The organism is Phytohabitans houttuyneae (assembly GCF_011764425.1).
Classification (GTDB): Bacteria; Actinomycetota; Actinomycetes; order Mycobacteriales; family Micromonosporaceae; genus Phytohabitans; species Phytohabitans houttuyneae.
In genome coordinates this window covers 3,774,810-3,796,879 of record NZ_BLPF01000001.1, presented here as the reverse complement: position 1 = coordinate 3,796,879, position 22,070 = coordinate 3,774,810, and the positions used below count along the sequence as shown (strand labels likewise).

General features: G+C 70.8%; 20 protein-coding genes and 3 pseudogenes. 11 read left to right on the top strand and 12 right to left on the bottom strand.

Going from position 1 to position 22,070, the window contains the following annotated elements; genetic code table 11:
- Positions 1-8: 8 nt before the first annotated feature.
- The 8 genes from Phou_RS16990 to Phou_RS16955 all read right to left on the bottom strand — a co-directional run bounded on the left by Phou_RS16990 (position 9) and on the right by Phou_RS16955 (position 5,646).
- The gene (locus tag Phou_RS16990; protein WP_246273594.1) at positions 9-1,451 is read right to left on the bottom strand and encodes a stress response protein; all 1,443 of its coding nucleotides are present in this window, start codon (positions 1,449-1,451) and stop codon (positions 9-11) included.
- A 239-nt stretch (positions 1,452-1,690) separates the two neighbouring features.
- A complete protein-coding gene (locus Phou_RS16985) occupies positions 1,691-2,332 on the bottom strand; it encodes a class I SAM-dependent methyltransferase (RefSeq protein WP_173056914.1) in 642 nt (213 codons plus the stop codon).
- A 13-nt stretch (positions 2,333-2,345) separates the two neighbouring features.
- The gene (locus tag Phou_RS16980) at positions 2,346-3,032 is read right to left on the bottom strand and encodes a hypothetical protein (RefSeq protein ID WP_173056913.1); all 687 of its coding nucleotides are present in this window, start codon (positions 3,030-3,032) and stop codon (positions 2,346-2,348) included.
- Positions 3,029-3,856 carry an ATP-binding cassette domain-containing protein gene (locus Phou_RS16975; protein WP_173056912.1) on the bottom strand — a complete coding sequence of 276 codons (828 nt, stop codon included), beginning with the start codon at positions 3,854-3,856 and terminating at the stop codon, positions 3,029-3,031. The genes Phou_RS16980 and Phou_RS16975 overlap by 4 nt, the downstream gene beginning before the upstream one ends.
- Positions 3,856-4,194 (bottom strand): PadR family transcriptional regulator, encoded by a 339-nt coding sequence (locus Phou_RS16970; RefSeq protein WP_173056911.1) that lies wholly within the window; start codon positions 4,192-4,194, stop codon positions 3,856-3,858. The genes Phou_RS16975 and Phou_RS16970 overlap by 1 nt, the downstream gene beginning before the upstream one ends.
- A gap of 22 nt (positions 4,195-4,216) precedes the next feature.
- Positions 4,217-4,444 (bottom strand): hypothetical protein, encoded by a 228-nt coding sequence (locus tag Phou_RS16965; protein WP_173056910.1) that lies wholly within the window; start codon positions 4,442-4,444, stop codon positions 4,217-4,219.
- Positions 4,445-4,472: 28 nt separating this feature from the next.
- Complete coding sequence (mscL, locus tag Phou_RS16960) at positions 4,473-4,919, bottom strand: large conductance mechanosensitive channel protein MscL (RefSeq protein ID WP_173056909.1); 447 nt, start codon at positions 4,917-4,919, stop codon at positions 4,473-4,475.
- A gap of 25 nt (positions 4,920-4,944) precedes the next feature.
- Positions 4,945-5,646: a FadR/GntR family transcriptional regulator gene (locus tag Phou_RS16955; protein ID WP_173056908.1), complete on the bottom strand. Its 702-nt coding sequence runs from the start codon at positions 5,644-5,646 to the stop codon at positions 4,945-4,947.
- Positions 5,647-5,687: 41 nt separating this feature from the next.
- On the opposite strand from Phou_RS16955, the gene Phou_RS16950 reads away from it, so the two are divergent.
- Positions 5,688-6,929, top strand: coding sequence for an MFS transporter (locus Phou_RS16950; protein WP_173056907.1), 1,242 nt, complete (start codon positions 5,688-5,690; stop codon positions 6,927-6,929).
- Positions 6,930-6,996: 67 nt separating this feature from the next.
- On the opposite strand, the gene Phou_RS16945 is transcribed toward Phou_RS16950, so the two are convergent.
- The gene (locus tag Phou_RS16945) at positions 6,997-7,599 is read right to left on the bottom strand and encodes a hypothetical protein (protein ID WP_246273593.1); all 603 of its coding nucleotides are present in this window, start codon (positions 7,597-7,599) and stop codon (positions 6,997-6,999) included.
- 206 nt (positions 7,600-7,805) lie between these two features.
- Between Phou_RS16945 and Phou_RS16940 the strand changes: the two genes are divergently transcribed.
- Genes Phou_RS16940 through Phou_RS16910 form a run of 7 tightly spaced genes read left to right on the top strand, consistent with a single transcriptional unit; the run spans position 7,806 to position 14,950 of the window.
- A complete protein-coding gene (locus Phou_RS16940; protein WP_173056906.1) occupies positions 7,806-9,080 on the top strand; it encodes an efflux RND transporter periplasmic adaptor subunit in 1,275 nt (424 codons plus the stop codon).
- Between the two features lie 44 nt (positions 9,081-9,124).
- Positions 9,125-9,841, top strand: coding sequence for a response regulator transcription factor (locus Phou_RS16935; RefSeq protein WP_173056905.1), 717 nt, complete (start codon positions 9,125-9,127; stop codon positions 9,839-9,841).
- Between the two features lie 2 nt (positions 9,842-9,843).
- Positions 9,844-11,337, top strand: a complete 1,494-nt coding sequence (locus tag Phou_RS16930) for a sensor histidine kinase (protein WP_173056904.1) — start codon at positions 9,844-9,846, stop codon at positions 11,335-11,337.
- 41 nt (positions 11,338-11,378) lie between these two features.
- Positions 11,379-12,650 carry an efflux RND transporter periplasmic adaptor subunit gene (locus Phou_RS16925; RefSeq protein ID WP_173056903.1) on the top strand — a complete coding sequence of 424 codons (1,272 nt, stop codon included), beginning with the start codon at positions 11,379-11,381 and terminating at the stop codon, positions 12,648-12,650.
- A complete protein-coding gene (locus tag Phou_RS16920; protein ID WP_218579039.1) occupies positions 12,550-13,260 on the top strand; it encodes an ABC transporter ATP-binding protein in 711 nt (236 codons plus the stop codon). Before Phou_RS16925 ends, Phou_RS16920 begins: the two co-directional genes overlap by 101 nt.
- Complete coding sequence (locus Phou_RS16915; RefSeq protein WP_173056902.1) at positions 13,257-14,447, top strand: ABC transporter permease; 1,191 nt, start codon at positions 13,257-13,259, stop codon at positions 14,445-14,447. Before Phou_RS16920 ends, Phou_RS16915 begins: the two co-directional genes overlap by 4 nt.
- Positions 14,448-14,458: 11 nt before the next feature.
- Entirely contained in the window at positions 14,459-14,950 is a 492-nt protein-coding gene (locus tag Phou_RS16910) for a hypothetical protein (protein WP_371872187.1), read from the top strand.
- Here the strand turns inward: Phou_RS16910 and Phou_RS16905 are convergent.
- From Phou_RS16905 to Phou_RS16895, 3 genes and pseudogenes are all read right to left on the bottom strand, one after another.
- Entirely contained in the window at positions 14,934-15,362 is a 429-nt protein-coding gene (locus Phou_RS16905) for a GNAT family N-acetyltransferase (protein WP_173056901.1), read from the bottom strand. The genes Phou_RS16910 and Phou_RS16905 overlap by 17 nt on opposite strands.
- A gap of 151 nt (positions 15,363-15,513) precedes the next feature.
- Positions 15,514-17,003 (bottom strand): annotated as a pseudogene (gene glpK, locus Phou_RS16900) (glycerol kinase GlpK).
- Positions 17,000-17,787: pseudogene (locus tag Phou_RS16895) on the bottom strand (IclR family transcriptional regulator). The pseudogenes glpK (Phou_RS16900) and Phou_RS16895 overlap by 4 nt, the downstream one beginning before the upstream one ends.
- A gap of 126 nt (positions 17,788-17,913) precedes the next feature.
- Between Phou_RS16895 and Phou_RS16890 the strand changes: the two are divergent.
- The 3 genes and pseudogenes from Phou_RS16890 (at position 17,914) to Phou_RS16880 (ending at position 21,974) form a co-directional block, all read left to right on the top strand.
- Positions 17,914-18,753, top strand: a complete 840-nt coding sequence (locus Phou_RS16890; RefSeq protein WP_173056900.1) for an MIP/aquaporin family protein — start codon at positions 17,914-17,916, stop codon at positions 18,751-18,753.
- A gap of 22 nt (positions 18,754-18,775) precedes the next feature.
- A complete protein-coding gene (gene glpK / locus Phou_RS16885) occupies positions 18,776-20,290 on the top strand; it encodes a glycerol kinase GlpK (protein WP_173056899.1) in 1,515 nt (504 codons plus the stop codon).
- Positions 20,287-21,974: pseudogene (locus tag Phou_RS16880) on the top strand (glycerol-3-phosphate dehydrogenase/oxidase). Before glpK (Phou_RS16885) ends, Phou_RS16880 begins: the two are co-directional and overlap by 4 nt.
- Positions 21,975-22,070: the final 96 nt, after the last annotated feature.

The window sequence follows — 22,070 nt, the reverse complement described above, 5'->3', positions numbered from 1 at the left end:
TCCCACATCTACGTGTCGTCGGCTCCCGCTTGTGGAGCGGCTCCGACGTGAACTGCGTCCGCGGGCGATCGTGGCTCGTCCACCTTCCGCTGCTCCACGACCGGAGGATTGGTCGTCGCGCCATCCTGAGAAGAGATCGCCGTTGAGACGAGGCTGGGCGAGACCGGTTCAACCGGCTGAATGTCTTCGGGCGTGCGAAGGCGCGGAGGTGCCGGCATCCACGGCTTCAAGTTTTGAATCACCTGCTCGTAGAAGTCGTCGATCGCGGCAAGTACCGAGTCGATAAATGCCCCTCGCCCCGTTCCCCTCTTCGAGCCGGCGGGAGCCGACATCGCCACACGGAACGCGCGGAGTTCCTTCGCCGGATCACTGATCAACGTGGCCGGATCGGCTCGCACCTGGCGGAGGAGCCCGGCGGTGCCGTCGCCACGGCTGTGCATCACGAACGCTTCCACCCGCGTAGTCTCAGGCGCGTCCTTCAGTTGGCGCACCAGCCAGTTGACGCGTGTCGTCGGTTTTCCGCTCCTGGGTGCGTCCACATCTACATGGCAAATCACTCGTCCAGCGCGAAGGTCCGCCGTCACCTGCATCGCGCCTACAGCGCCCGGAATCTTGATACCTCCGGTCATGGCGCCCGTCGTGCTCAACTGACTGACCAAAGTTTGGGTTCGTAGGGAGGGCTCCGCCAGATCGCGTCGGCTTAGTGCGGGGGTCACTTCTGCGCCGAGTCGCCGACCGAGGCGCAGACAGGCGTATCTCATCAGCGCGTCGAAGCGTCCGGCCACTTCTGCGACAACTGTGTCGCCCGTGCGGACGGTCCCAGCCGCCACGCCGTCGCGAACACTCACCCACGCCGGGCCCATGTCGCTGAACTCCATGGCACCGGAACGAGGATGCTCGAGGTAGCGGATCAGTTCGCCGAGGACCCATGCCTGATCCGGGTCGGCCACACCGCGGTATTCCTTCTGCATGACGGCCTGAGTGAGGATCTCGGTCCACGGCAGGTGGTAGAGGCTGACCTTTCGCAGCTTTCGCTTGTCGACGGGTGTTGGGTGCTGGCCCGCGACTGCCGGTATCTCATTGGAGATCGTGATCAAGGCGTCGAAGCTTTGCTCGCGAGCAATCTCCAGGTACGCCTCCACCTGCTCCGTGCGTAACTCGTTGCTTCCCGTCTTGACCTCGACCAGAGCGGTCCACTGCCGCTGACCTCGTGATACGCGAATGAGGCCATCGGGAAAGAGTTGTTTGTCGCCGAGCTTGAACGGGACCTCGATAAAGGTCTGAACCGGGCCCGCCGGTGCACCGAACGGCTGGGTAAGAGCGCGTCCGAACTCGCGTACCGCGCTCATCACCGCGAGAACGGCCGAGGTTGCTCTTCGCTCTTGTTCCTCAGCGCCATTGATGCCGGATGTGGGAATCAGCCGAGCGGCGAGCCACGTGTCCTCGGACATTCGCAACCTCCTCGATACCGCAGTAGTACTGGAAGTTACACGGCGCGTGATCAGAAATGAGCCCAACGATGCGGGCCGATCTATCGAAAAATGCGGCCCTGACGGCCCACCGTCATCGTCGGCGGTACGGCCGATCTCACTTAACGGCCACCGGCCATTGGCAATTCGGATCGGCGAACGGTGAGTAGTTTGCGCGTGCGCTACTACCCGGTGGAGGTTGACGCCCGTCGTCGGTACCGCTATGAGGTACCAGCGGTGGGTTTGCGGGCGGCGAGGCGTTCGACGATGCCCAGGCGGAAGCGGTCGTGCCGCTCGATCATGTAGCCCATCGCCTCGACGTGGCGGATCGGGCGGCGCCGCCAGTATTCGCCGGCCATTGGCACGCTGACCAGCTCGGCCAGCCACTGCACCGCGCGCAGCGGCCACGGGCCGGCGGCCACGTGGTCGGCCAGCAGCAGGAGGCCGCCGGGGCGCAGGACGCGGTCCATCTCGGCGAGCGCCTTGCGGTCGTCCGGGATCGCGCAGAGGCCGAACGTGCACACCACCGTGTCGTAGGCGGCGTCGGGCAGGTCGAGTGCCTGGGCGTCGCCCTCGCGCAGGTCGACCGCGCGGTCGAGGTCGGTGGCGCGGCGGCGGGCGAGCGCGAGCATCCCGGGGCTGAACTCCACGCCGGTCAACCGCGCGCCGGCCGGGTAGTGCACGAGGTTGAGGCCGGTGCCGATGGCCACCTCCAGCACCTCGCCGGTGGCCTGGCCGCACACCCACTGGCGGGTGTCGCCGAAGAAGCGCTGGTCGGCTGGGGTCATGATGCCGTCGTACGACCCGGACACGCGGTCCCACCTGCGCCGTAGCCGGTCGGTGCGGCGGTCTTCGTCAGCCATCGGGACACCCCCTCTAACGGGGTGCGTACCGCAAGTGAGGGCGGCTCCGCAAACGGACGGTTAACACGATCGCCACGAGCGCGGTCGCCAGCAGGGTGACGGCGATGCCGTGGGCGAGGCCGCGGACCAGGTACTCCTTGCCGGTGTGGTCGACCGCGTACGTCCCGATCTCGCGGCTGGACCAGAAGGGCGTGAGCCGCGTGATCTGGTCGGCGGGGTCGATCATCATCTGCAGGCTGATCGTCACCAGCAGGATGAGCGTGCCCTCCAGCTCGCGGGGCATGAGCGCGCCGATCAGGAGGCCGAACGGGGCGGCGACCGTCACCGCCAGCACCATCGCGGCGGCCAGCGCACCGAGCCGCACCTGGCCGCCGCGGTCGATGGCGATCAGCGCGAAGAACGGCGCCGCGACCGCCAGCCCGAGCACCCACATCGCGGTCAGCCGGCCCAGGTAGAGATGGTGGCTGCGGTACCCGGACAGGCGCAGCCTCGGCTCGATGTGGCGGCTCGTCCCGCTGGCGAACAGGGCCGCGGTGCTCACCGCCCAGGCGAGGCCCAGCAGCACGAAGCGGATCGACTGGCCGACCTGGCCGTGGCGGACCAGGTAGCAGAGCAGGGGCAAGGTCAGGAGCAGCAGGAGGACGCCCCGTCGGCGCGCCAGCTCGCGCAGCGCCATCTCGGCGACGGTCAGCAGCTTCATGCGGCGACTCCTCGGCGGTCGGGCGTCAGGTCGAGCACCTGGTCGACCTGGTCCAGTTGGCTGAGCAGGTGGGTGACGACCACGATCGCCCGCCCCTCGTCGCGCCAGCGCCACACGTGCTGCCAGAAGTCGAGGTACGTGCCGCGGTCGAAGCCCTGGTACGGCTCGTCGAGCAGCAGCACGTCCGGGTCGCCGAGCGCGGCCATCACGAGGTTGAGCTTCTGCCGGGTGCCGCCGGAGAGGTGCCGCGCCTGCACGCTCTCGCCCGCATCCCACTGGAGCGAGGCGGCGCCGGCGCGTCCCAGCCGCCGCGAGTGGGCACGGTCGAGGCCACGGCCGGCGCCCACCAGCACGAAGTGCTCCTCGGGAAGGAGGAAGTCATACGTGCCGCCGTCCTGCGGGCAGTAGCCCAGCACGCCGTCGACCGCCACGTCGCCCGAGTCCGGCGACAGCAGGCCGGCGCAGATGCGCAGGAACGTGCTCTTGCCGCACCCGTTCGCCCCGACGATCGCGGCCACCTCGCCCGCGCGGATGGTCAGGTCCGTGGGGCGCAGGACGGTGCGCCGCCCGTACCTCTTGGTGATCTGGCGGGCCTGCAACCGCACGCGTCCCGGCGGGCGCCGCTGCGGGCGGCGCTGGCTGGCAAGGCTCTCCGCGACCGCGGCCGCGTAGCCCTCCGGCGTCCCGAAGGCCCGGAACGCCGGCTGCCCGCTGTCCCGCAGGTGCGCGGCGGCCTCGGCGACCACGTGGTGCGTGACCTCCGGCGCGAGCCGGTGCCGGGCCAGCTCCTGGCCGAGCGCGTGCAGCCACCTCTCGTCGGTCATCAACTGGTCACCTCTTCCATGAGCAGGTCGTCCACCCGGCCGGCGAAGGCGCGCCAGTCGGTCGAAAGGCGGCGCACGGCCTCCTCGCCCGACGGGGTGAGCCGGTAGTACTTGCGGGCCGGCCCGGACTCGCCGTCGCGCCAGTGGGCCGCGACAAGGCCGGTGCGCTGCAGCCGCAGGAGGACGGGGTAGAGCGTGCCGCCCTGGATCTGGCCGAGGCCGGCGCGGTCGAGGGCCTGGGCGAGCTCGTACCCGTACGACTCGCGGCGGGCCAGGAGGGCGAGCACGCAGACGTCGAGCACGCCGCGCAGCCACTGCCCTCGCCGGTCCTGATCCACTCGGGGAAGGTAGCACAGCTACCTAGGTAGTGTTGCCATCTAGTCGGCGCCACTCGTCCGGACCGGCGAGGAGCGCGCGGACCGCCTCGTAGGCCTCGTCCTCGCTGTCGTACTCGTAGAAGCGGGACAGCCCTTCGGCCCCGCCCGCGCGCTGCTCCACGAACCACTGGTCGGCGTCGGCGCGCAGGTACACGTCCCGGCGCGCTAGCCGGCCCCACTTGCCGTTCCACCAGTGCTTTCGCTGTTCCATCGGAGCACTGTATAGAACGGATGTTCGACTAACGGTCGGCGGGTCGATCTTTGTTGACGAGGTTGTCGAGGGCGCTGCGGTGCTGCTCGGGTACCCGCGTGGAGATGAGCGCGTCGCGGATCTCGGTGAGGAGCTTGACCTCTTCGCTGGGGGCGGCGGGCGGTGGCTCCTCGCCGCGGCGGCGGCGCTCGGCGAGCTTGTTCATCGGCACCACGACGAACAGGTAGAGCGCCGCTGCGGTGAGCAGGAAGGCGATGGCCGCGTTGATGAAAGCCGCCCAGTCGAACGCGACACCCCGGATCTTTGGTGCACCGGCCGTTATGCCTTCGCCGCCCGAGATGACCCGCACCAGCGGCTCCAGGAACGACTTGGTGAACTGGGTCACCACGCCTGTGAACGCGGCGCCGATCACGATGCCGACCGCGAGGTCGACCACGTTTCCGCGCATGATGAAGTCTTTAAAACCCTTGAGCATGCCCAGCACCGTAGTGGTCCCGGCGTCATACCTCCAGAAATGCCCCAGCCTCGGCGGCCGCCCGCGTCGGGTCTCCCGCCCGGATGGCATCGACGAGGCGGTCGTGGTCGACGCGGTGCTCGGGGCGCAGCTCGTCGCCCACGCAGGTCGCGATCGAGGCGCGGAGCATCGCCGCACCGAACGAGGCGTAAAGCTCGGCCAGCATCGCGTTGTGCGCGGCCGCCACGATCGCGGTGTGCAGCACGGCGTCGGCCTCCACGAAATCGTCGACGCGGCCTGATCGCCACGCGGCCTCGCGGTCGGCCAGCGCGCCGTCGAGCGCCGCCATGTCTTCGGGGGTACGGCGCATCGCCGCCAGCCGCGCCGCCTCGACCTCGAACGCGCGGCGCACCTCGACCGCCTCGGCAGCCTGTGCCCCGGCCAGCCGGCGGCCCACCACGCCGGACATCTCGTCCACCGAGATCACGTAGGTGCCCGAGCCCTGGCGGCACTCCAGCACCCCGGCGTGCACGAGCGCCCGCACCGCCTCGCGAACCGTGTTTCGCCCGACGCCGAGCGCCTCGACAAGCTGCGGCTCGGTCGGGATGCGGCTGCCCACCGGCCACTCGCCCGCTGCGACCTGCTCGCGGAGCTGGTCGATCACCTGCCGGACAAGGGTGGGGCGGGAACGGGTGGGTGTGATGCCGCGGTGGCCGGCTCCCACCTCGTGAGCTGCGGCTAGTGGCATCGGTTACATCACCCGACCATAAATCATCCCATGATTTTAGGATGGTCCTCGTGGCTCCGCCAGCATCGACACTCACCGCCCCTGCCTCCGCCGCCATCGAGACCGCACCGGCTGCCCGTACGCGCGGCACCGCGCTCATCCTCGCCGGCATCCTGCTCGTCGCGCTCAACCTGCGCATCGCCATCACGAGCCTCGGCGCCCTCCTCGAGGAGGTGCGCACCGGCCTGCACCTTTCCGGTGCCATGGCCGGCGTGGTCACGACGATGCCGACGATCGCGTTCGCCGCGTTCGGCGCGATCGCACCCTGGCTGGTGCGCCGCTTCTCGCCCGGCCGCGTGGTCGTGGCCGCGATGGTCGCGCTTGTCGCGGGCGAGGCGGTGCGGGTCGCCACCGGGTCGACGGTCGTGTTCATCGCCACGAGCGCGCTGGCCCTGGCCGGCATCGCGGTCGCCAACATCCTGCTTCCGCTGCTGGTGCGGCAGTACTTCCCGACGCGAACCGGGCTGGTCACCGGTGCGTACACGGTCTCGCTGACCGCCGGCGCCTCCGTGGCCGCCGCCTCGGCAGTGCCGATCGCCGACGCCTTCGGCTCGTGGCGGGCGGGGCTGGGCGCGTGGTCGGTGCTCGCCGTGGTCGCGGTGCTGCCGTGGCTCCCGGTGATCCTCCGCCGCTCCGGCACGCACGCGACGGCCGCGCCGCTGAACGGGCGGGTGCGCCCGGCCCGCACCCGGGTCGGCTGGGCGATGGCCATCTACTTCGGCACGCAGGCACTGAGCGGGTACGCCACGATGGGCTGGCTGGCCCAGCTCTTCCGCGACTCCGGCTACCGCCCGCAGACGGCCGGCCTGCTGCTCGCCGGCGTCACCGCCGTGGGCATCCCGGTGGCGCTGGTGATGCCCGCGCTCGCGATGCGGCTGCGCAGCCTGAGGCCGCTGGTGCTGGCGCTGTCGGCCATGATGATCGCCTCGTACGTCGGCCTCATCCTCGCCCCACACGGCGGCGCCGTCGCGTGGGTGGTCCTGCTCTCGATCGGCCAGGGCGCGTTTCCGCTCGCGCTGGTGACGATCGGCCTGCGCGCGAGGACGCCCGAGGGGACGGTGGCGCTGTCCGCCTTCACGCAGAGCCTCGGCTACCTGATCGCCGCGCTCGGCCCCCTCGTCGTCGGCGCGCTCTACGAGATCACCGGTGGGTGGAACATCCCGATCGGCTTTCTCATCGCCGCCGCGCTGGCACAGACCGTCGCCGGGCTCGCGGTCGCACGCCCTCGCTTCGTCGAGGACTGACCCGGCTGATCAGGGACCTTGTGGCTGGCCGCGCCGGACTCCCTGATCAACCGCTGGTGACCCGCTCCTAGGGTGTGGTCGAGGCGCTCGGGCGCAGGACCGCGCACGCCTCCATGGCCTCCTTGACCTTGGGGTCGGTGGTGCTCGGGTTGGCGCTCAGGTCGACGCCGCGGTCCGAGAGGCAGGTGCGGTAGGCAGCGTCCGCCTCGCGGTTGCCCCCGCCTGGGCCGCCCTGCCCGCCCGGGCCGCCCGGGCCGCCGGTCGGTCGCAGCGAGGCACACGCCTCCTGGGCCTTCTGCCAGGTCGCGTCGTCGACGCCCTCCGGCCGGAAGCCGCTGCCCATCCGACCGCCACCGGGCGCTCCCGACGGCCCGACACCCGGCCCGCCCGACGGCCCGCCGGACGGGAACGCGGTCGGACGGTCCGAGGGGAAGCCCGACGGGAACGCGGTCGGACGCCCCGACGGGAAGCCGCCCGGCCGGCCGGACGCCGTCGTGTCGGGGATGTCGATGCCCTGGTCGCGAAGGCAGTCCATGTAGGCCGAGAAGCCTGTCGCAGCCTGGCCGGAGTCATCGGAGCCGCCATCCGAGCCGCCACACCCCGCGGCGACGAAGAGCGCCGCGATCGATCCGGCTGCCAGAGCGAGGGTCCAACGCGCGCGCAGAGACACAGGTCCTCCATCAGTGGGCGTGCCGCGAGGGCTTGCCTTGGTCGTGCCGCGGGCTTGGGGGAACTCCGCGGCACGCCGGCTCATGCAACCGCCGCTACCTCCATGCCGCGTCAGGCGAAGCTCGGAGAACCCTTCGAATCGACTCTGAGCAAACTCCGAGGTACGGCTCAGGCGGCTGCGAGGTGGACGGCCGAGACTCGCGGCTCATGGGCGTTCGCCGGAGGAAGTGGCGTGTCCGCACGCGGTTTGTCGTGTGCGGCCTCGTCGTGCTGGTCGTCGTGCTCACGTCCGCGGGGGCGTATGCGTTGACCAGCGGCGATCCGGCACCCACGGCCGAGGCCGCCACGGCGCGGGTCGACCGGGGCGACGTGGCCACGGCGGTGGCGACGACGGGTTCGCTCGAGCCCGCGCAGACGCGGACGCTCGGCTTCGCCATCGACGGCACCGTGACCTCGGTCAAGGTGCGCGCCGGCGACCAGGTCAAGGCTGGTCAGGTGCTCGCCGAGATCGACGCCACCGAGGCGCAGGAGCGGGTGGACGACGCCCAGGACGCGCTCGACGACGCCGAGGAGGCGCTCGACGAGGCGGAGGAGGCCGCCGACAGCGGGACGAGCACCTGCGCGGTCTCCGCCGCCGTGGGCGGGCAGGTGGTGCAGGTCGCCCTGATGTCGGGCGGCGGGGCGACCCCTTCACCGTCCGCGACGCCGTCCCCGTCGCCGAGCGTCCAGCCGTCGCCATCCCCGTCGCCGTCGCGGAGCACGGAGGCGCCGTCGGCAAGCCAGCCACCCCATAGCAGCGCACCGTCCGGACCCGACGGTGGCCAGGTGCCCGGTGGCGGGGAGAGTTCCGCCTGCCCTGGTGGGGCGCCCCGGGGCGGCGATGCGGTGTTCGCCGCCCAGCAGCGGGTGACGAGCGCGGAGCTCGCCCTCGCCGAGGCGGAGGACCAGTTGGCGGGCACGAAGATCACGGCACCGATCGGTGGCAAGGTGCTGTCGGTCGGCGGAGCCGTGGGTGCCGACGTCCGCGCGGGCAGCACGTTCGTCTCGCTCGCCGATGTGGCCGGCATGCAGGTGGCGGCCGACTTTCCCGAGGCCGACGCCGGCCGCCTCACGGTGGGCCTGAGTGCCACGGTGACGCTTGCCAACCGGCCGGGCGAGGAGTTCGCCGCGCGTGTCGTCCGGGTCAGCCCGGTGGGCACCGCAGACGGCGACATGGTGCGATACGGCGCGGTGCTCGCGTTCGAGGAGGTGCCGGCGGAGCTTCTCGTCGGTCAGAGCGCGGGTGTGAGGGTCAAGACCGGCGAGGTCACCGGCGTGCTTCGGGTGCCGTCGACGGCGGTGCGGGCCGAAGGAAAGGTCGTCGTCCGCACGGCGGCGGGGGACGAGACCCGCACGGTGGAGGTCGGCCTGCGGGGCGACCAGTTCACCGAGGTCAAGAGCGGACTTATCGAAGGCGACGAAGTTGTCATAGCTGGCGCTTAGGTAGTTCCCAGCCAACTCCGAGGCAGTTCCCGTACAAGAGTGACGTGGCTGGCCGTTTGACCCGAGTGCTCGTCGTCGACGACGAGCCCAACATCTGTGCCCTGCTGTCTGCGACGCTGCGGCTGATCGACTTCGACGTGCGCGTGGCGAGCGGAGGGCACGAGGCCCTCGCCACAGCGGTCGAGTTCGAGCCCGACCTCGTGGTGCTCGACGTGATGCTGCCCGACCTCGACGGCTTTCAGGTGGCGCAGCGGCTGCGGTCCGGCTCGGGTCCGGGCGTGCCCGTGCTGTTCCTGACGGCGCGTGACGCGGTCGAGGATCGCATCTCCGGGCTGACGGTCGGCGCCGACGACTACGTGACAAAGCCGTTCAGCCTGGAGGAGGTCGTGCTCCGCATCCGGGCGATCCTGCGGCGCAGCCGCACCGAGCCGGAGGGTGACGGCGACGGCGGCGTCCTGCGCTACGCCGACCTGGAGCTCGACGAGGACGCGCACGAGGTGCGCCGGGGCGGGCGGCTCGTCGACCTGTCGCCGACCGAGTTCAACCTGCTTCGCTACCTGCTTGTCAACGCGGGGCGGGTGGTGAGCAAGGCGCAGATCCTCGATCGCGTGTGGAGCTACGACTTCGGCGGCGACGGCCGGATCGTCGAGTCGTACGTGTACTACCTGCGCAAAAAGATCGACTGCTGGGAGCCGCCGCTGATCCACACCGTGCGCGGTGTCGGCTACGCGTTGCGCCTGCCCCGCCCCCCGGACGAATGAAAATGCCGAGGTGGCGGCACTGGACCCTCCGGTCCCGCCTCGTCGTCGTGGTGGCCGCGCTGACCGCGGTGGCCCTCATCGCGTCCAACGCGGCCGGCATCCTGCTGCTGAAGCGCTACCTGACTGACCAGATCGACGAGCAGCTCATCGGGATGAGCCGGATGGCCGCCGACGATCGCCCGATCCGGGTCCGCCCCGACGACGACGGCTTCCCCCGCGGCAAGTTCGACCTGTACCGGACGATGCTGATCTACGACGCCCAGGGCAACCAGCGCTCGATGATGGGTTCGGAGGAGATCTCTCCACCCGAGGTTGGCTCGTTCGAGGAGGTGTCCAAGCGGGTCGGCGGCAAGCCGTTCACGGTGGAGTCGGCCGACGGCGAAGACTTCTGGCGCGTGGTGGTGGTCGCGCGCGAGGACGGTGGCGTTGCCGTTCCCGCCGTCTCGCTGCGCCAGGTGGAGGCGACGGCCGACCTGCTGCTGGTGATCGACCTGATCGTGATGTTCGTGGTGCTCCTCCTGCTCGGCCTTGTCGCGGCGTCGGTCGTCCGGATCGGCCTGCGCCCGCTCACCCGGATGGAGTCGACCTCGACCGAGATCACCGCGGGCGACCTGACCCGCCGCGTCGACGACGCCGACCCGCACACCGAGTCCGGACGGCTCGGCATCGCGCTCAACTCGATGCTCGACCGGATCGAGTCGGAGGTCGCCGCGCGCACCGCGTCCGAGCAGCGCATCCGGCAGTTCGTCGCGGACGCTTCGCACGAGCTGCGCACACCGCTCACGTCGATCCGGGGCTTCGCCGAGCTGTACCGCCGGGGTGGTGCCCCGCACGGCCCCCTGCTGGACGAGACGATGGCCCGCATCGAGGCCGAGGCGGCGCGGATGGGGCTGCTGGTCGAAGACCTGCTGCTGCTCGCCAAGCTGGACCGCCAGCGCGAGCCGCAGCGGCGCCCGGTCGACCTGCTCGCCATCGCCGCCGACACGATCCGTGACGCGCATGCGCGGCGCCCAGACCGGCCGGTGCGGCTGGCCAGCTTCGGCGGAGACGAGTGCGGCTTCGAGCCGGTGACCGTGCTCGGCGACGAGCACCGCCTCCGCCAGGTCGCCACCAACCTCGTCGCCAACGCGCTCCAGCACACGCCGCCGCAGGCCGACATCACCGTGCGGGTGGGCCGGCTGAGCACGTACCGGCCGCACCGGTCCACGACCGCCGCGGTCGGTGACGACCTGCCGCGCCGCACCCCGATCGCCGTGCTGGAGGTCGCCGACAACGGTCCGGGCGTGCCCACCGAGCACGCGGGGCGCATCTTCGAGCGGCTGTACCGCGCGGATCCGAGCCGCGCCCGGCGCAACGGCGGCTCGGGGCTCGGGCTCTCGATCGTGGCGGCGATCGTGAGCAGCCACGGCGGCCGGGTGGAGCTGGAGACGGGGCCGGGGCAGGGTTCCGCGTTCCGGGTGCTGCTGCCGACGGGTTCCCAGTCACCTTTGAGCTAGCGCGGGGGTTGCTCCGAGGCGCCTCCTCCAAGCTTTCGCGCATGCGCCGATCCCTGCCGAGGTTGGGCCTGTCCCCGGCTCTGCTTGTCAACGTCGCGCTCGCGCTGGTCCTGGCCGCCGCGGCGACGTGGGCATACACGTCTTTCGCCAGGGCCGAGGCCGCCGAGACGGGCACCGGTGACAGCCGCACCGTTCCGGTCGCACAGGGCACGGTCACGGCGACGGTCTCCGCCTCCGGCACGGTGCAGAGCGCGTCGACCGCGAGCGCCTCGTTCGACACGTCCGGCACGGTCACCGAGATCCACGTCCAGGTGGGCGACAAGGTGACCAAGGGCCAGGTGCTCGCCAAGGTGGACGGCACCGCGGCGCAGCGGCAGCTCGACGCCGCCGAGGCCAATCTCGACGCCGCGCAGGCCGCGCTCGACCGCGCCGAGGATGCCGACAGCGACACGGCGGAGGCGGAGGCCGAGGTCGAGCAGGCCGAGCTGGATGTCGCCGAGGCCGAGGACGGGGTCGCCGGCACCACGCTCAAGGCGCCGATGGCCGGCACGGTGACAGCGGTCAACGGCACGGTGGGCAGCTCGGCGTCGAGCAGCGGGTCGAGCGGTGGAAGCACCGGGGGCGACGGGTCCGACTCGTCATCGTCGGGCTTCGTCGAGATCGCAGACCTCACGCGGCTGGAGGTGGCCGCATCGGTGGCCGAGGCCGACGCCACCAAGCTCAAGAGCGGGCAGTCCGGCACCGTCACGTGGAATGCGCTGCCCGGTGCCGAGTCCACGGCCAGCCTCGCCGCGATCGACCCCAACGCGACCTCGGAAAACAACGTCGTGACGTATGGGGTGACGTTCACGCTCGACACGCTGCCCGACGGGGTGCGCGCGGGTCAGAGCGTCGAGGTGTCGGTGACCGTCGGGCAGGCGGAAAACGTGGTGTATGTCAACTCGGCGGCCCTCACCAGCGTCGGCACCCGCCACACGGTGACCGTGCTGGAGGGCGGCCAGCGGGTCGTGCGCACCGTCGAGATCGGACTTGAGGGCGACAGCGCCACCGAGATCAAGTCGGGGCTCACGGTCGGCGAGCAGGTCGTGATCACCACGTCGAGCACTTCCACCAACCAGGGCACGTTCCCCGGCGGCGGCTTCCCCGGCGGCGGTGGGCTCCCCGGCGGTGGAGGCTTCCCGGGCGGCGGCCAGCGACCCCCGGTGGTGGCCGGTGACCGTCCTGGACGTCCGCAGCGTGACCAAGGTGTATGGCGAAGGCGCAGCCACCGTGCACGCCCTGCGCGGAGTGTCATTGAGCGTCGAGCGCGGTGAATACCTCGCGATCATGGGCTCGTCCGGCTCTGGCAAGTCCACGCTGATGAACATCCTCGGGTGCCTCGACATCCCCTCCGCAGGGCGGTATCTGCTCGACGGTGTCGACGTGAGCCGGCTCAACGACCGCCAGCTCGCCCTCGTGCGCAACAGGCGGATCGGCTTCGTCTTCCAGTCCTTCAACCTGATCCCCCGCACGAGCGCACTGGCCAATGTGGAGCTTCCACTGGCATACGCGGGGGTGAAGGCGGCGGAGCGCCGGCGCCGGGCGCGGGTCGCACTGGACATGGTTGGGCTCGCGGACCGGGCGGACCACGAGCCCAACCAGCTGTCCGGTGGCCAGCAGCAGCGCGTCGCGGTGGCGCGCGCACTTGTTACCGAGCCGGCGCTGCTGCTGGCCGACGAGCCCACGGGCAACCTCGACAGCCGGTCGACAGAGGACATCCTCGGCATCTTCGACGAGCTGCACGCCGCGGGCCGCACGATCCTGCTCATCACGCACGAGGGAGACGTGGCCGCCCGAGCCAGCCGCCTGATCAGGCTCTTCGACGGCCAGATCTCCGCCGACCTCCGGCAGCAGCCGGCCGTGCACGAGCGAGGACGGGCATGAGCGTTTTCGAGGTGCTGCGCTTTGCGGTCCGCGGGATCGGGGCCAACAAGCTCCGCTCCGGCCTCACGATGCTGGGCATCCTGATAGGCGTCGCCGCCGTGATCCTGCTCGTCGCGGTGGGCAACGGTTCGGCGCGCGAGGTGGCCGAGCGGATCGAGGCGCTGGGCACCAAGACGCTGACCGTGCAGGGCGTCGGCGGCGGCGACGTGCTGACGCGCGAGGTGGCCGAGGCACTCGACGACCCGGTGCTCGCGCCGGATGTCACCTCGGTGTCGCCGGTCGCCAGCACGCAGGCGACCCTCACGTATGAGGGCACCGACCACTCGGTGCAGCAGTTCGTCGGCAGCTATCCGAGCTATTTCGGCGCGTCCAACTCGCCGGTGGAAACCGGGTCCGCGTTCACCGAAGAAGACGTGGCGCAGGGACGCCGGGTGGTCGTGATCGGGCAGACGGTCGCGGAGGAGCTGTTTCCCGGCCTCGACCCGGTCGGCGAGGAGATCACCGTGAGCGGCGCGCTCTTCACGGTGGTGGGCGTGCTGGAGGAAAAGAGCAGCGCCTCGGGCTTCATGGACGCCAACGACCTGGCCATCGCGCCGCTCACCGCGGTGCAGCAGGCGCTCGTCGGATACGGTCCGTTCAACTCGATCATCGTGGAAGCTAGCTCGTCGGAAAAGGTCGCCGACGCGCAGTCGCAGGTCTCGCTCATCCTGTCCCAGCGGATCGAGACGACGGCAGGCTCGACCACCCAGCCCTACCGCATCCAAAACGCGTCGCAGTTGCTGGAGACGCAGACCGAGACCGCGGACACGTTCACGACGCTGCTGGGGGCGGTGGCCGGCATCAGCCTGCTGGTCGGCGGCATCGGCATCACCAACATCATGCTCGTCACGGTGACCGAGCGGACCCGCGAGATCGGCATCCGCAAGGCGCTCGGCGCGCCACGCCGGGTGATCCTGACCCAGTTCCTGGCCGAGGCGACGATGCTGAGCCTGTTGGGCGGTGGTCTGGGCGTGGCGGCCGCGCTCGTCGGCAGCAACTTCACGATCGTCGGCGTAAAGCCGATCATCGTGCCCAGCTCGATCGCGCTCGCCCTGGGCGTCTCGGTCGCGATCGGCCTCTTCTTCGGCAGCGTGCCGGCCAACCGCGCGGCCGGCCTGCGCCCCATCGACGCCCTCCGCTACGAGTGACCCGGGAGCCCGTGTTGACCGCATCCACATTGGACACCGAGCTGGCCGCGGCCGCGAGCCGCCGCTGGTGGAACAGGTGGACCATCGTGTTCGGCCTGGCGCTGCTGCTGGTCGGCGGCTTCGTGGCGGGCGTCGAGGTGCAGAAGGCCTACGGCGAGACGCCCGCCGCCGCGGGTCCCGGCGGCGGCCCGGGTGGCTACCGCGGCCAGGGCGGCTTTCCGGAGGGGTTCCCGGGCGGCGGCGCACAGACCGGGCAGGGCGCGCCGAGCGCCAGCGGCCAGAGCGCCGAGGCGACCACCGGCACGGTGAAGCTGGTCGACGGCACCACCGTCTACATCGAGACGGCCTCGGGCGAGGTGGTCACTGTGCGGACCGACGGCGACACGTCCGTCAGCGTGCCGGGCAAGCTCAAGGACCTCAAGGCGGGCGACAAGGTGAGCGTGGAGGGCGGCGCCGACGCGGAAGGCACGGTGACCGCCTCGACCGTCACGAAGACCGAGTGAGGCGCATCAGCGTCGAGCGACCGACCTGCTCGGTAAAGCCCCACCGCCGGTAAAACCCGAAGAGCTCCGGCTGGCAGACAAGCTCGACACTCCGGACGCGCGCCAGGCGCGGATGCCGCACGACGGCGTCCATCAGCATGGCCCCGACGCCCGAGCCGCGCGCGTCCGGCGCTACGAGCACGTCGAGCACCAGGGCCAGGTAGACGCCGTCGGTCAGCACGCGGGCAAACCCGACGAGCCGGTCGTCGGGGCGGTGCACGAGCGCGAAGACAAGGTCGGACGCCGCGAGCATCGCCGCCACATCCTCCGCCACCCGGTCCTCAGTCCACCACCCGGCGGCGAAGAGCCCCATGAGCTGCCCCAGCCGCGATCCCTCCAGGTGATCCCGCACCTCTATGCCCCGAAGATCCACAGATCCACGCTATCGACCCCGCGCCTCACGACGCCTCCCCGGCGGCGGTTGATCAGGGAGTTGGTGGGCGAGTCGGCCGGCGTGTCCACCCACAAAGTCCCTGATCAACGGGGCAAGGCATCAACCGGGCAAGGCCAAGCGCGGGCAAGGGCTAGTGGGGCTGGATCCAGCCGAAGGTGCGTTCCACAGCGCGGCGCCAGTTGTCGTACTCGGTCTTGCGCCACTGGGGGTCCACATCGGGCAGCCACTGTGCCGCGCGGTGCCAGTTTCGCCGCAGGCCCTCGAGGTCCGGCCAGTAGCCGACGGCGAGCCCGGCCGCGTAGGCGGCGCCGAGTGAGACCGTCTCGGCGACCATCGGGCGTACCACGGGCACGTCGAGCACGTCGGCCAGGAACTGCATCAGGAGGTTGTCGGAGGTCATGCCGCCGTCGACCTTGAGGGTGGTGAGCGCGAGGCCCGAGTCGGCGTCCATCGCGTCGACCACCTCGCGGGTCTGCCAGCCCGTGGCCTCCAGCACGGCGCGGGCCAGGTGTCCCTTTGTGATGTACGAGGTCAGCCCCACGATCACGCCCCGCGCCTCGCTGCGCCAGTGTGGCGCGAAGAGGCCGGAGAACGCAGGCACGATGTAGCACCCGCCGTTGTCGTCGACGGTACGGGCGAGCGTCTCGATCTCCGGCGCGGTGTTGATGATGCCCAGCCCGTCGCGAAACCACTGCACCAGCGAGCCGGTGATGGCGATCGAGCCTTCCAGCGCGTACACGGCCGGCTGCCCCTCGATGCGGTAGCCGACCGTGGTGAGCAGGCCGTGCTGCGAGCGGACCGGGCCGGTACCGGTGTTGAGCAGCAGGAAGCTCCCCGTCCCGTACGTGCACTTGGCCTCGCCCGGCGTGAAGCAGGTCTGGCCGAAGAGCGCGGCCTGCTGGTCGCCCAGGGCGGCGGCGAGCCGTACGCCGGGCAGGACCGTGCGCACCGTGCCGAAGACGCCGGCCGACGAGCGGATCTCCGGCAGGATCGCCGGCGGGATGCCGAAGAAGTCCAGCGAGTCCGGATGCCAGTCGAGCGTCGCCAGGTCCATGAGCATCGTGCGGCTGGCGTTCGTGACGTCGGTGAGGTGCTCGCCGGTGAGGTTCCAGATCAGCCAGCTCTCCATCGTGCCGAAGAGGACCTCGCCGCGTTCGGCACGCCCGCGCAGGCCCGGGGTGTGGTCGAGCAGCCAGCGCAGCTTGGGACCGGTGAAGTACGTGGCGAGCGGCAGCCCGCACCGCCGCTGTACCTCGTCGGCGCCCGCGGTGCGCGACAGCTCCTCGACCAGCGCGTCCGTGCGGGTGTCCTGCCAGACGATCGCGGGGGCGACGGGCACCCCGGTGCGGCGATCCCACACCACAGTGGTCTCACGCTGGTTTGCGATGCCGATCGCGGCGATCTGGCTGGCGTCGATGCCGCCGCGGGACAGCGCCCGGGGCACGACCCTCTCCACGTTGCGCCAGATCTCCATGGCGTCGTGCTCGACCCAGCCGGGGCGGGGAAGTGCTGCGCGTGTTCACGCTGGTCGACCGAGACGAGCTGGCCCCGGTGGTCGAAGACGATGCACCGCGTCGACGTGGTGCCCTGGTCGATGGAGATGACGTAGCGACCGTTCACAGACCCCGCCCTCCAAGGTCACGGGATACGGCACGGGCAGCCTCGCGAACCTGCGTCACGAGGGAGACCCGCGGCTGGCCGTGCGCGTCGCAGACCCGCTCGACCGGTCCGGAGATACCGATGGCGCCGACGACCAGCCCGCCGTACCCCTGATGGGTGCGGCGATGCTGGCTTCGCCGACGGTCATCTCCTCGATGTCCGAGGCCCACCCCGCCTCGCGGATCGCGGCCAGCGCCCGTGCGAGCGCGCGTGGGGTGGCGAGCGTGCGCCGGGTGTAGGGCGCCAGATCGTCGTAACCGCCGCCATGTGACTGCGCTGGTGGAGCGGCACTGACGCCGGCCTGGTACGCCAGCAGCACCTTGCCCAGCGCGGTGGCGTGCGGTGGCAGCAGCGCGCCCACGTCGAGCGTCTGGAGTGTGTCGTCGGGACGGAAGACGTGGTGCACGACCAGCACCTTGCTGTCCAGCAGCGTGCCGATCCGTACGGCCTCGCCACTGCGGGCGGCGAGCGGGTCGGCCCAGTTGATCGAGCGGGAGCGCAGCTCGTTGACGTCGAGGTAGCTGGTGCCGAGGTGCAGCAGCGCCGCACCGAGCTGGTACTTCCCGGACGTCTTGTCCTGCTCGACGAACCCCACGTCCTGGAGCGTCCGGACGATGCCGTGCGCGGTGCCCTTCGGCAGGTCCAGCGCGCGGGCGATCTCAAGCAACCCGAGTCGCCCCGAGCCCCCGGCGAGCAGCCGGAGGATGGCGGCGGCGCGGGCGATGGACTGTACCTGTCCGGGCACGGCCGCATGCTAACTCCGTTCTGCCTGGAGCAACAGTGTTCGACAATGCCGACCGGGGTTCGTTGACCGGGGCGCTAGGCGTCCCTACCGTGGCGCTTCGTAACAACCCGGGTACGAGGAGGAAACATGGCACAGCGCATGAGACTCCCGGGACTCCTCGGCGAGCTGGCAGCGGAGTTCGCGGGCACGATGATCCTCATCCTCTTCGGAGTGGGGGTGGTGGCGCAGGTCGTCGCGGGCGGCATCGGTGACCACGACAGCATCGCGTGGGCGTGGGGCCTCGGCGTCACGCTCGGCGTCTACGTCGCTGCCCGGATCAGCGGCGCCCACCTCAATCCGGCGGTGACCCTCGCCCTCGCGGTCTTCAAAGGCTTCGAGTGGCGCAAGGTCCTGCCCTACACGGCGGCGCAGACGCTCGGCGCGTTCGTGGCCGCGCTGATCGTGCGCTGGAACTACACCGAAGTCCTCGGCGCGTTCGACCCCGGCCACACCATCAAGTCACAGGGCGTCTTCTCCACCCTCCCCGGCAACGGCTCCCTCCCGGTCGACATGTGGGGCGGATTCCGCGACCAGATCATCGGTACTGCGATCCTGCTCTTCGTGATCCTCGCCCTAACCGACCTGAGGCAGAACACGCCCGCGGCCAACCTCGCCCCGGTCGTCATCGGCCTGCTGGTGGTCGGCATCGGCATGGCGTGGGGCACCAACGCCGGATACGCCATCAACCCTGCCCGTGACTTCGGGCCGCGGCTGGCATCCTTCCTCACGGGGTACGGAACAGCCTTCCGCGATCAGAACAACGACCTCTACTTCTGGGTGCCGATCGTCGGGCCGCTCCTGGGCGGCTTGGGCGGTGCGGGGCTGTACCAGCTGCTCATCGGCCGGTTCCTCCCCAAGGAAGGCCCGCCCGAGCCCGGTCGCATCCCGACACAGGCAGAGCCGGAGACCGTCCAGGCGAGGCAGTAAGAGACAGCGAAGGAGAACGAGAATGGCTGACTTCGTCGGCGCGGTGGACCAGGGCACGACAAGTACCAGATTCATGATCTTCGACCACGGTGGCAACGAGGTCGGGCGCCACCAGTTGGAGCACGAGCAGATCCTGCCCAAGGCCGGCTGGGTCGAGCACAACCCGCTGGAGATCTGGGAGCGAACGACGGCGGTTGTCCGCACCGCCATGAACAGCCGCGGCCTCAGCGCCTCCGACCTCGCCGCACTCGGCATCACCAACCAGCGCGAGACGTCCGTCGTGTGGAACCGGCGCACCGGCCGCCCCTACTACAACGCGATCGTCTGGCAGGACACGCGCACCGACCAGATCGCCGCGGCGCTCGACCGCGACGGTCGGGGCGACGTGATCCGGCAGAAGGCCGGCCTGCCGCCGGCCACCTACTTCTCCGGCGGCAAGATCCAGTGGATCCTGGAGAACGTCGACGGGGTACGCGCCGCGGCGGAAAGCGGCGAGGCCATCTTCGGCAACACCGACACGTGGCTGCTGTGGAACCTCACCGGCGGTGTCGACGGCGGAGTGCACGTCACCGACGTCACAAACGCCAGCCGCACCATGCTGATGAACCTGGAGACGCTGGACTGGGACGACGAGCTGCTGTCGTTCTTCAACATCCCGCGCGCGATGCTCCCGCAGATCCGCCCCTCGTCCGACCCCAGCCGGTACGGGGTGACCCTCCCGAACGGCCCGCTCGGCGGCGAGGTCCCGCTCACCGCCGACCTCGGTGACCAGCAGGCCGCGACGGTGGGTCAGGTCTGCTTCTCCGAGGGCGAGGCGAAGAACACCTACGGCACCGGCAACTTCATGCTGCTCAACACCGGTACCTCGCTGGTGCGCTCGAAGTCCGGCCTGCTCACGACCGTCTGTTACAAGCTCGGCGACGCACCCGCGGTGTACGCGCTGGAGGGCTCGATCGCGGTGACCGGCTCGGCCGTGCAGTGGCTGCGCGACCAGCTCGGCATCATCAGCGGCGCGGCGCAGAGCGAGGCGCTGGCCGCACAGGTCGAGGACAACGGGGGCGTCTACTTCGTACCGGCCTTCTCAGGCCTGTTCGCACCGTACTGGCGGTCCGACGCGCGCGGCGCGATCGTCGGCCTCTCCCGGTACAACACGAACGCCCACCTGGCCCGCGCGACCCTGGAGGCGATCTGCTACCAGAGCCGCGACGTCGCGGTGGCGATGGAGCAGGACTCCGGCGTGCACCTCGACGTGCTCAAAGTGGACGGTGGCGTCACCGCCAACAAGCTCTGCATGCAGCTGCAGGCCGACATCCTCGGCGTGCCGGTGAGCCGTCCCGTGGTGGCGGAGACCACCGCGCTCGGCGCCGCGTACGCGGCGGGGCTCGCGACCGGCTTCTGGAAGAACACCGACGAGCTGCGCCAGAACTGGAACGAGAGCGAGCGCTGGTCGCCCACCTGGTCGGACGAGCAGCGCGACGAGGGGTACGCCAAGTGGAAGAAGGCGGTGCAGCGGACCCTGGATTGGGTGGACGTATGACCGCCCTTTCGCCACAGGCCAGGACGCGGGCGCTCGACACGATGGGCGACGGGCGCGAGCTGGACGTGGTCGTCGTGGGTGGCGGTGTGGTCGGCGCGGGAGCCGCGCTGGACGCCGTCACCCGCGGCCTCACCGTCGGGCTCCTCGAAGCGCGGGACTGGGCCAGCGGCACATCCAGCCGATCCAGCAAGCTGATCCACGGTGGCCTGCGCTACCTGGAGATGCTCGACTTCGCGCTGGTACGGGAGGCGTTGCGGGAGCGCGGGCTGCTCCTGCAGCGCCTCGCGCCGCATCTGGTGCGGCCGGTCGCGTTCCTCTATCCGTTGAAGCACCACGCGTGGGAGCGCGTGTACGCCGGCGCCGGCGTCATGCTCTACGACACGCTGTCCCTGTCCAGCGGCAGCGCGCGCGGCCTGCCCCGGCACCGGCACCTGACCCGCCGGGGCGCGCTGCGTGCGGCACCCGGCCTGCGCAAGGACTCGCTCATCGGCGCGCTGCGGTACTACGACGCGCAGGTGGACGACGCGCGGTTCACCGAGTTTCTGGTGCGGACCGCGGCCAGCTATGGCGCGCACGTCGCGTCCCGGGCCGCGGTCACCGGCTTCGTCCGTGAGGGCGACCGCATCGCTGGCGTACGCGTGCTCGACGAGGAGGGCGGCCGCGAGATCGAGGTGCGCGCTCGCCAGGTGATCAATGCGACCGGCGTGTGGACCGACGACACGCAGGCGCTGGTGGGCGAGCGGGGACAGTTTCACGTGCGGGCGTCCAAGGGCATCCACCTGGTGGTGCCCCGGGACCGGATCCGCTCGACCACCGGGCTGATCCTGCGCACCGAGACGAGCGTGCTCTTCGTGATCCCCTGGGGACGGCACTGGATCATCGGTACCACCGACACCGACTGGCGCCTGGACAAGGCGCATCCGGCGGCGACCCGCAAAGACATCGACTACCTGCTGGAACACGTCAACCGCGTGCTCGTCACCCCGGTCACGCGGGAGGACGTCCAGGGCGTGTACGCCGGGCTCCGCCCGCTGCTGTCCGGCGAGTCGGAGCTGACTTCGAAGCTGTCCCGCGAGCACGTCGTGGGCAGCCCGTCACCCGGGCTGGTGGTGGTGGCGGGGGCAAGTTCACCACGTATCGGGTGATGGCGGCGGACGCGGTGGACGCGGCCGTCGACGGCATGGGTGGGGGAGCGCCGCCCTCGGTGACCGACAAGATCCCGCTTCTCGGCGCGGAGGGCTTCGCCGCCCGCTGGAACCAGCGCCGTGCGCTCGCCCAGAAGCACGGCCTGCACGTGGCGCGGGTCGAGCACCTGCTGAGCCGGTACGGCACGCTCGCCGACGAGGTCTTCGACCTGATCGACGCGGACCACAAGCTGGGCGAGCCGCTGGAAGGGGCGGACGACTACGTGCGGGCCGAGGTGGTGTACGCGGCGAGCCACGAGGGAGCGTTGCGGCTGGAGGATGTGCTCACGCGCCGTACCCGGATCTCGATCGAGGTTTTCGATCGTGGCGACGCGGCCGCGCGCCCCGCCGCGGAGCTGATGGCCGGCGTGCTCGGGTGGTCGCCGGAGCGGGTGGACCGGGAGGTCGAGCACTACCACGCGCGCGTGCGCGCGGAGCGGGCGTCGCAGGAGCAGCCCGACGACGCGTCGGCGGACGCCGAGCGTCTCAAGGTCACCTAAGGCGTGAGTGAGCGAGTTGGCGCGGCGGCGTCTGGACGGAGCCGCCCCGCCGACGAAGTCGGGGTTTTCGGGGCGGCGGAGGAAGACGTCGCCTTG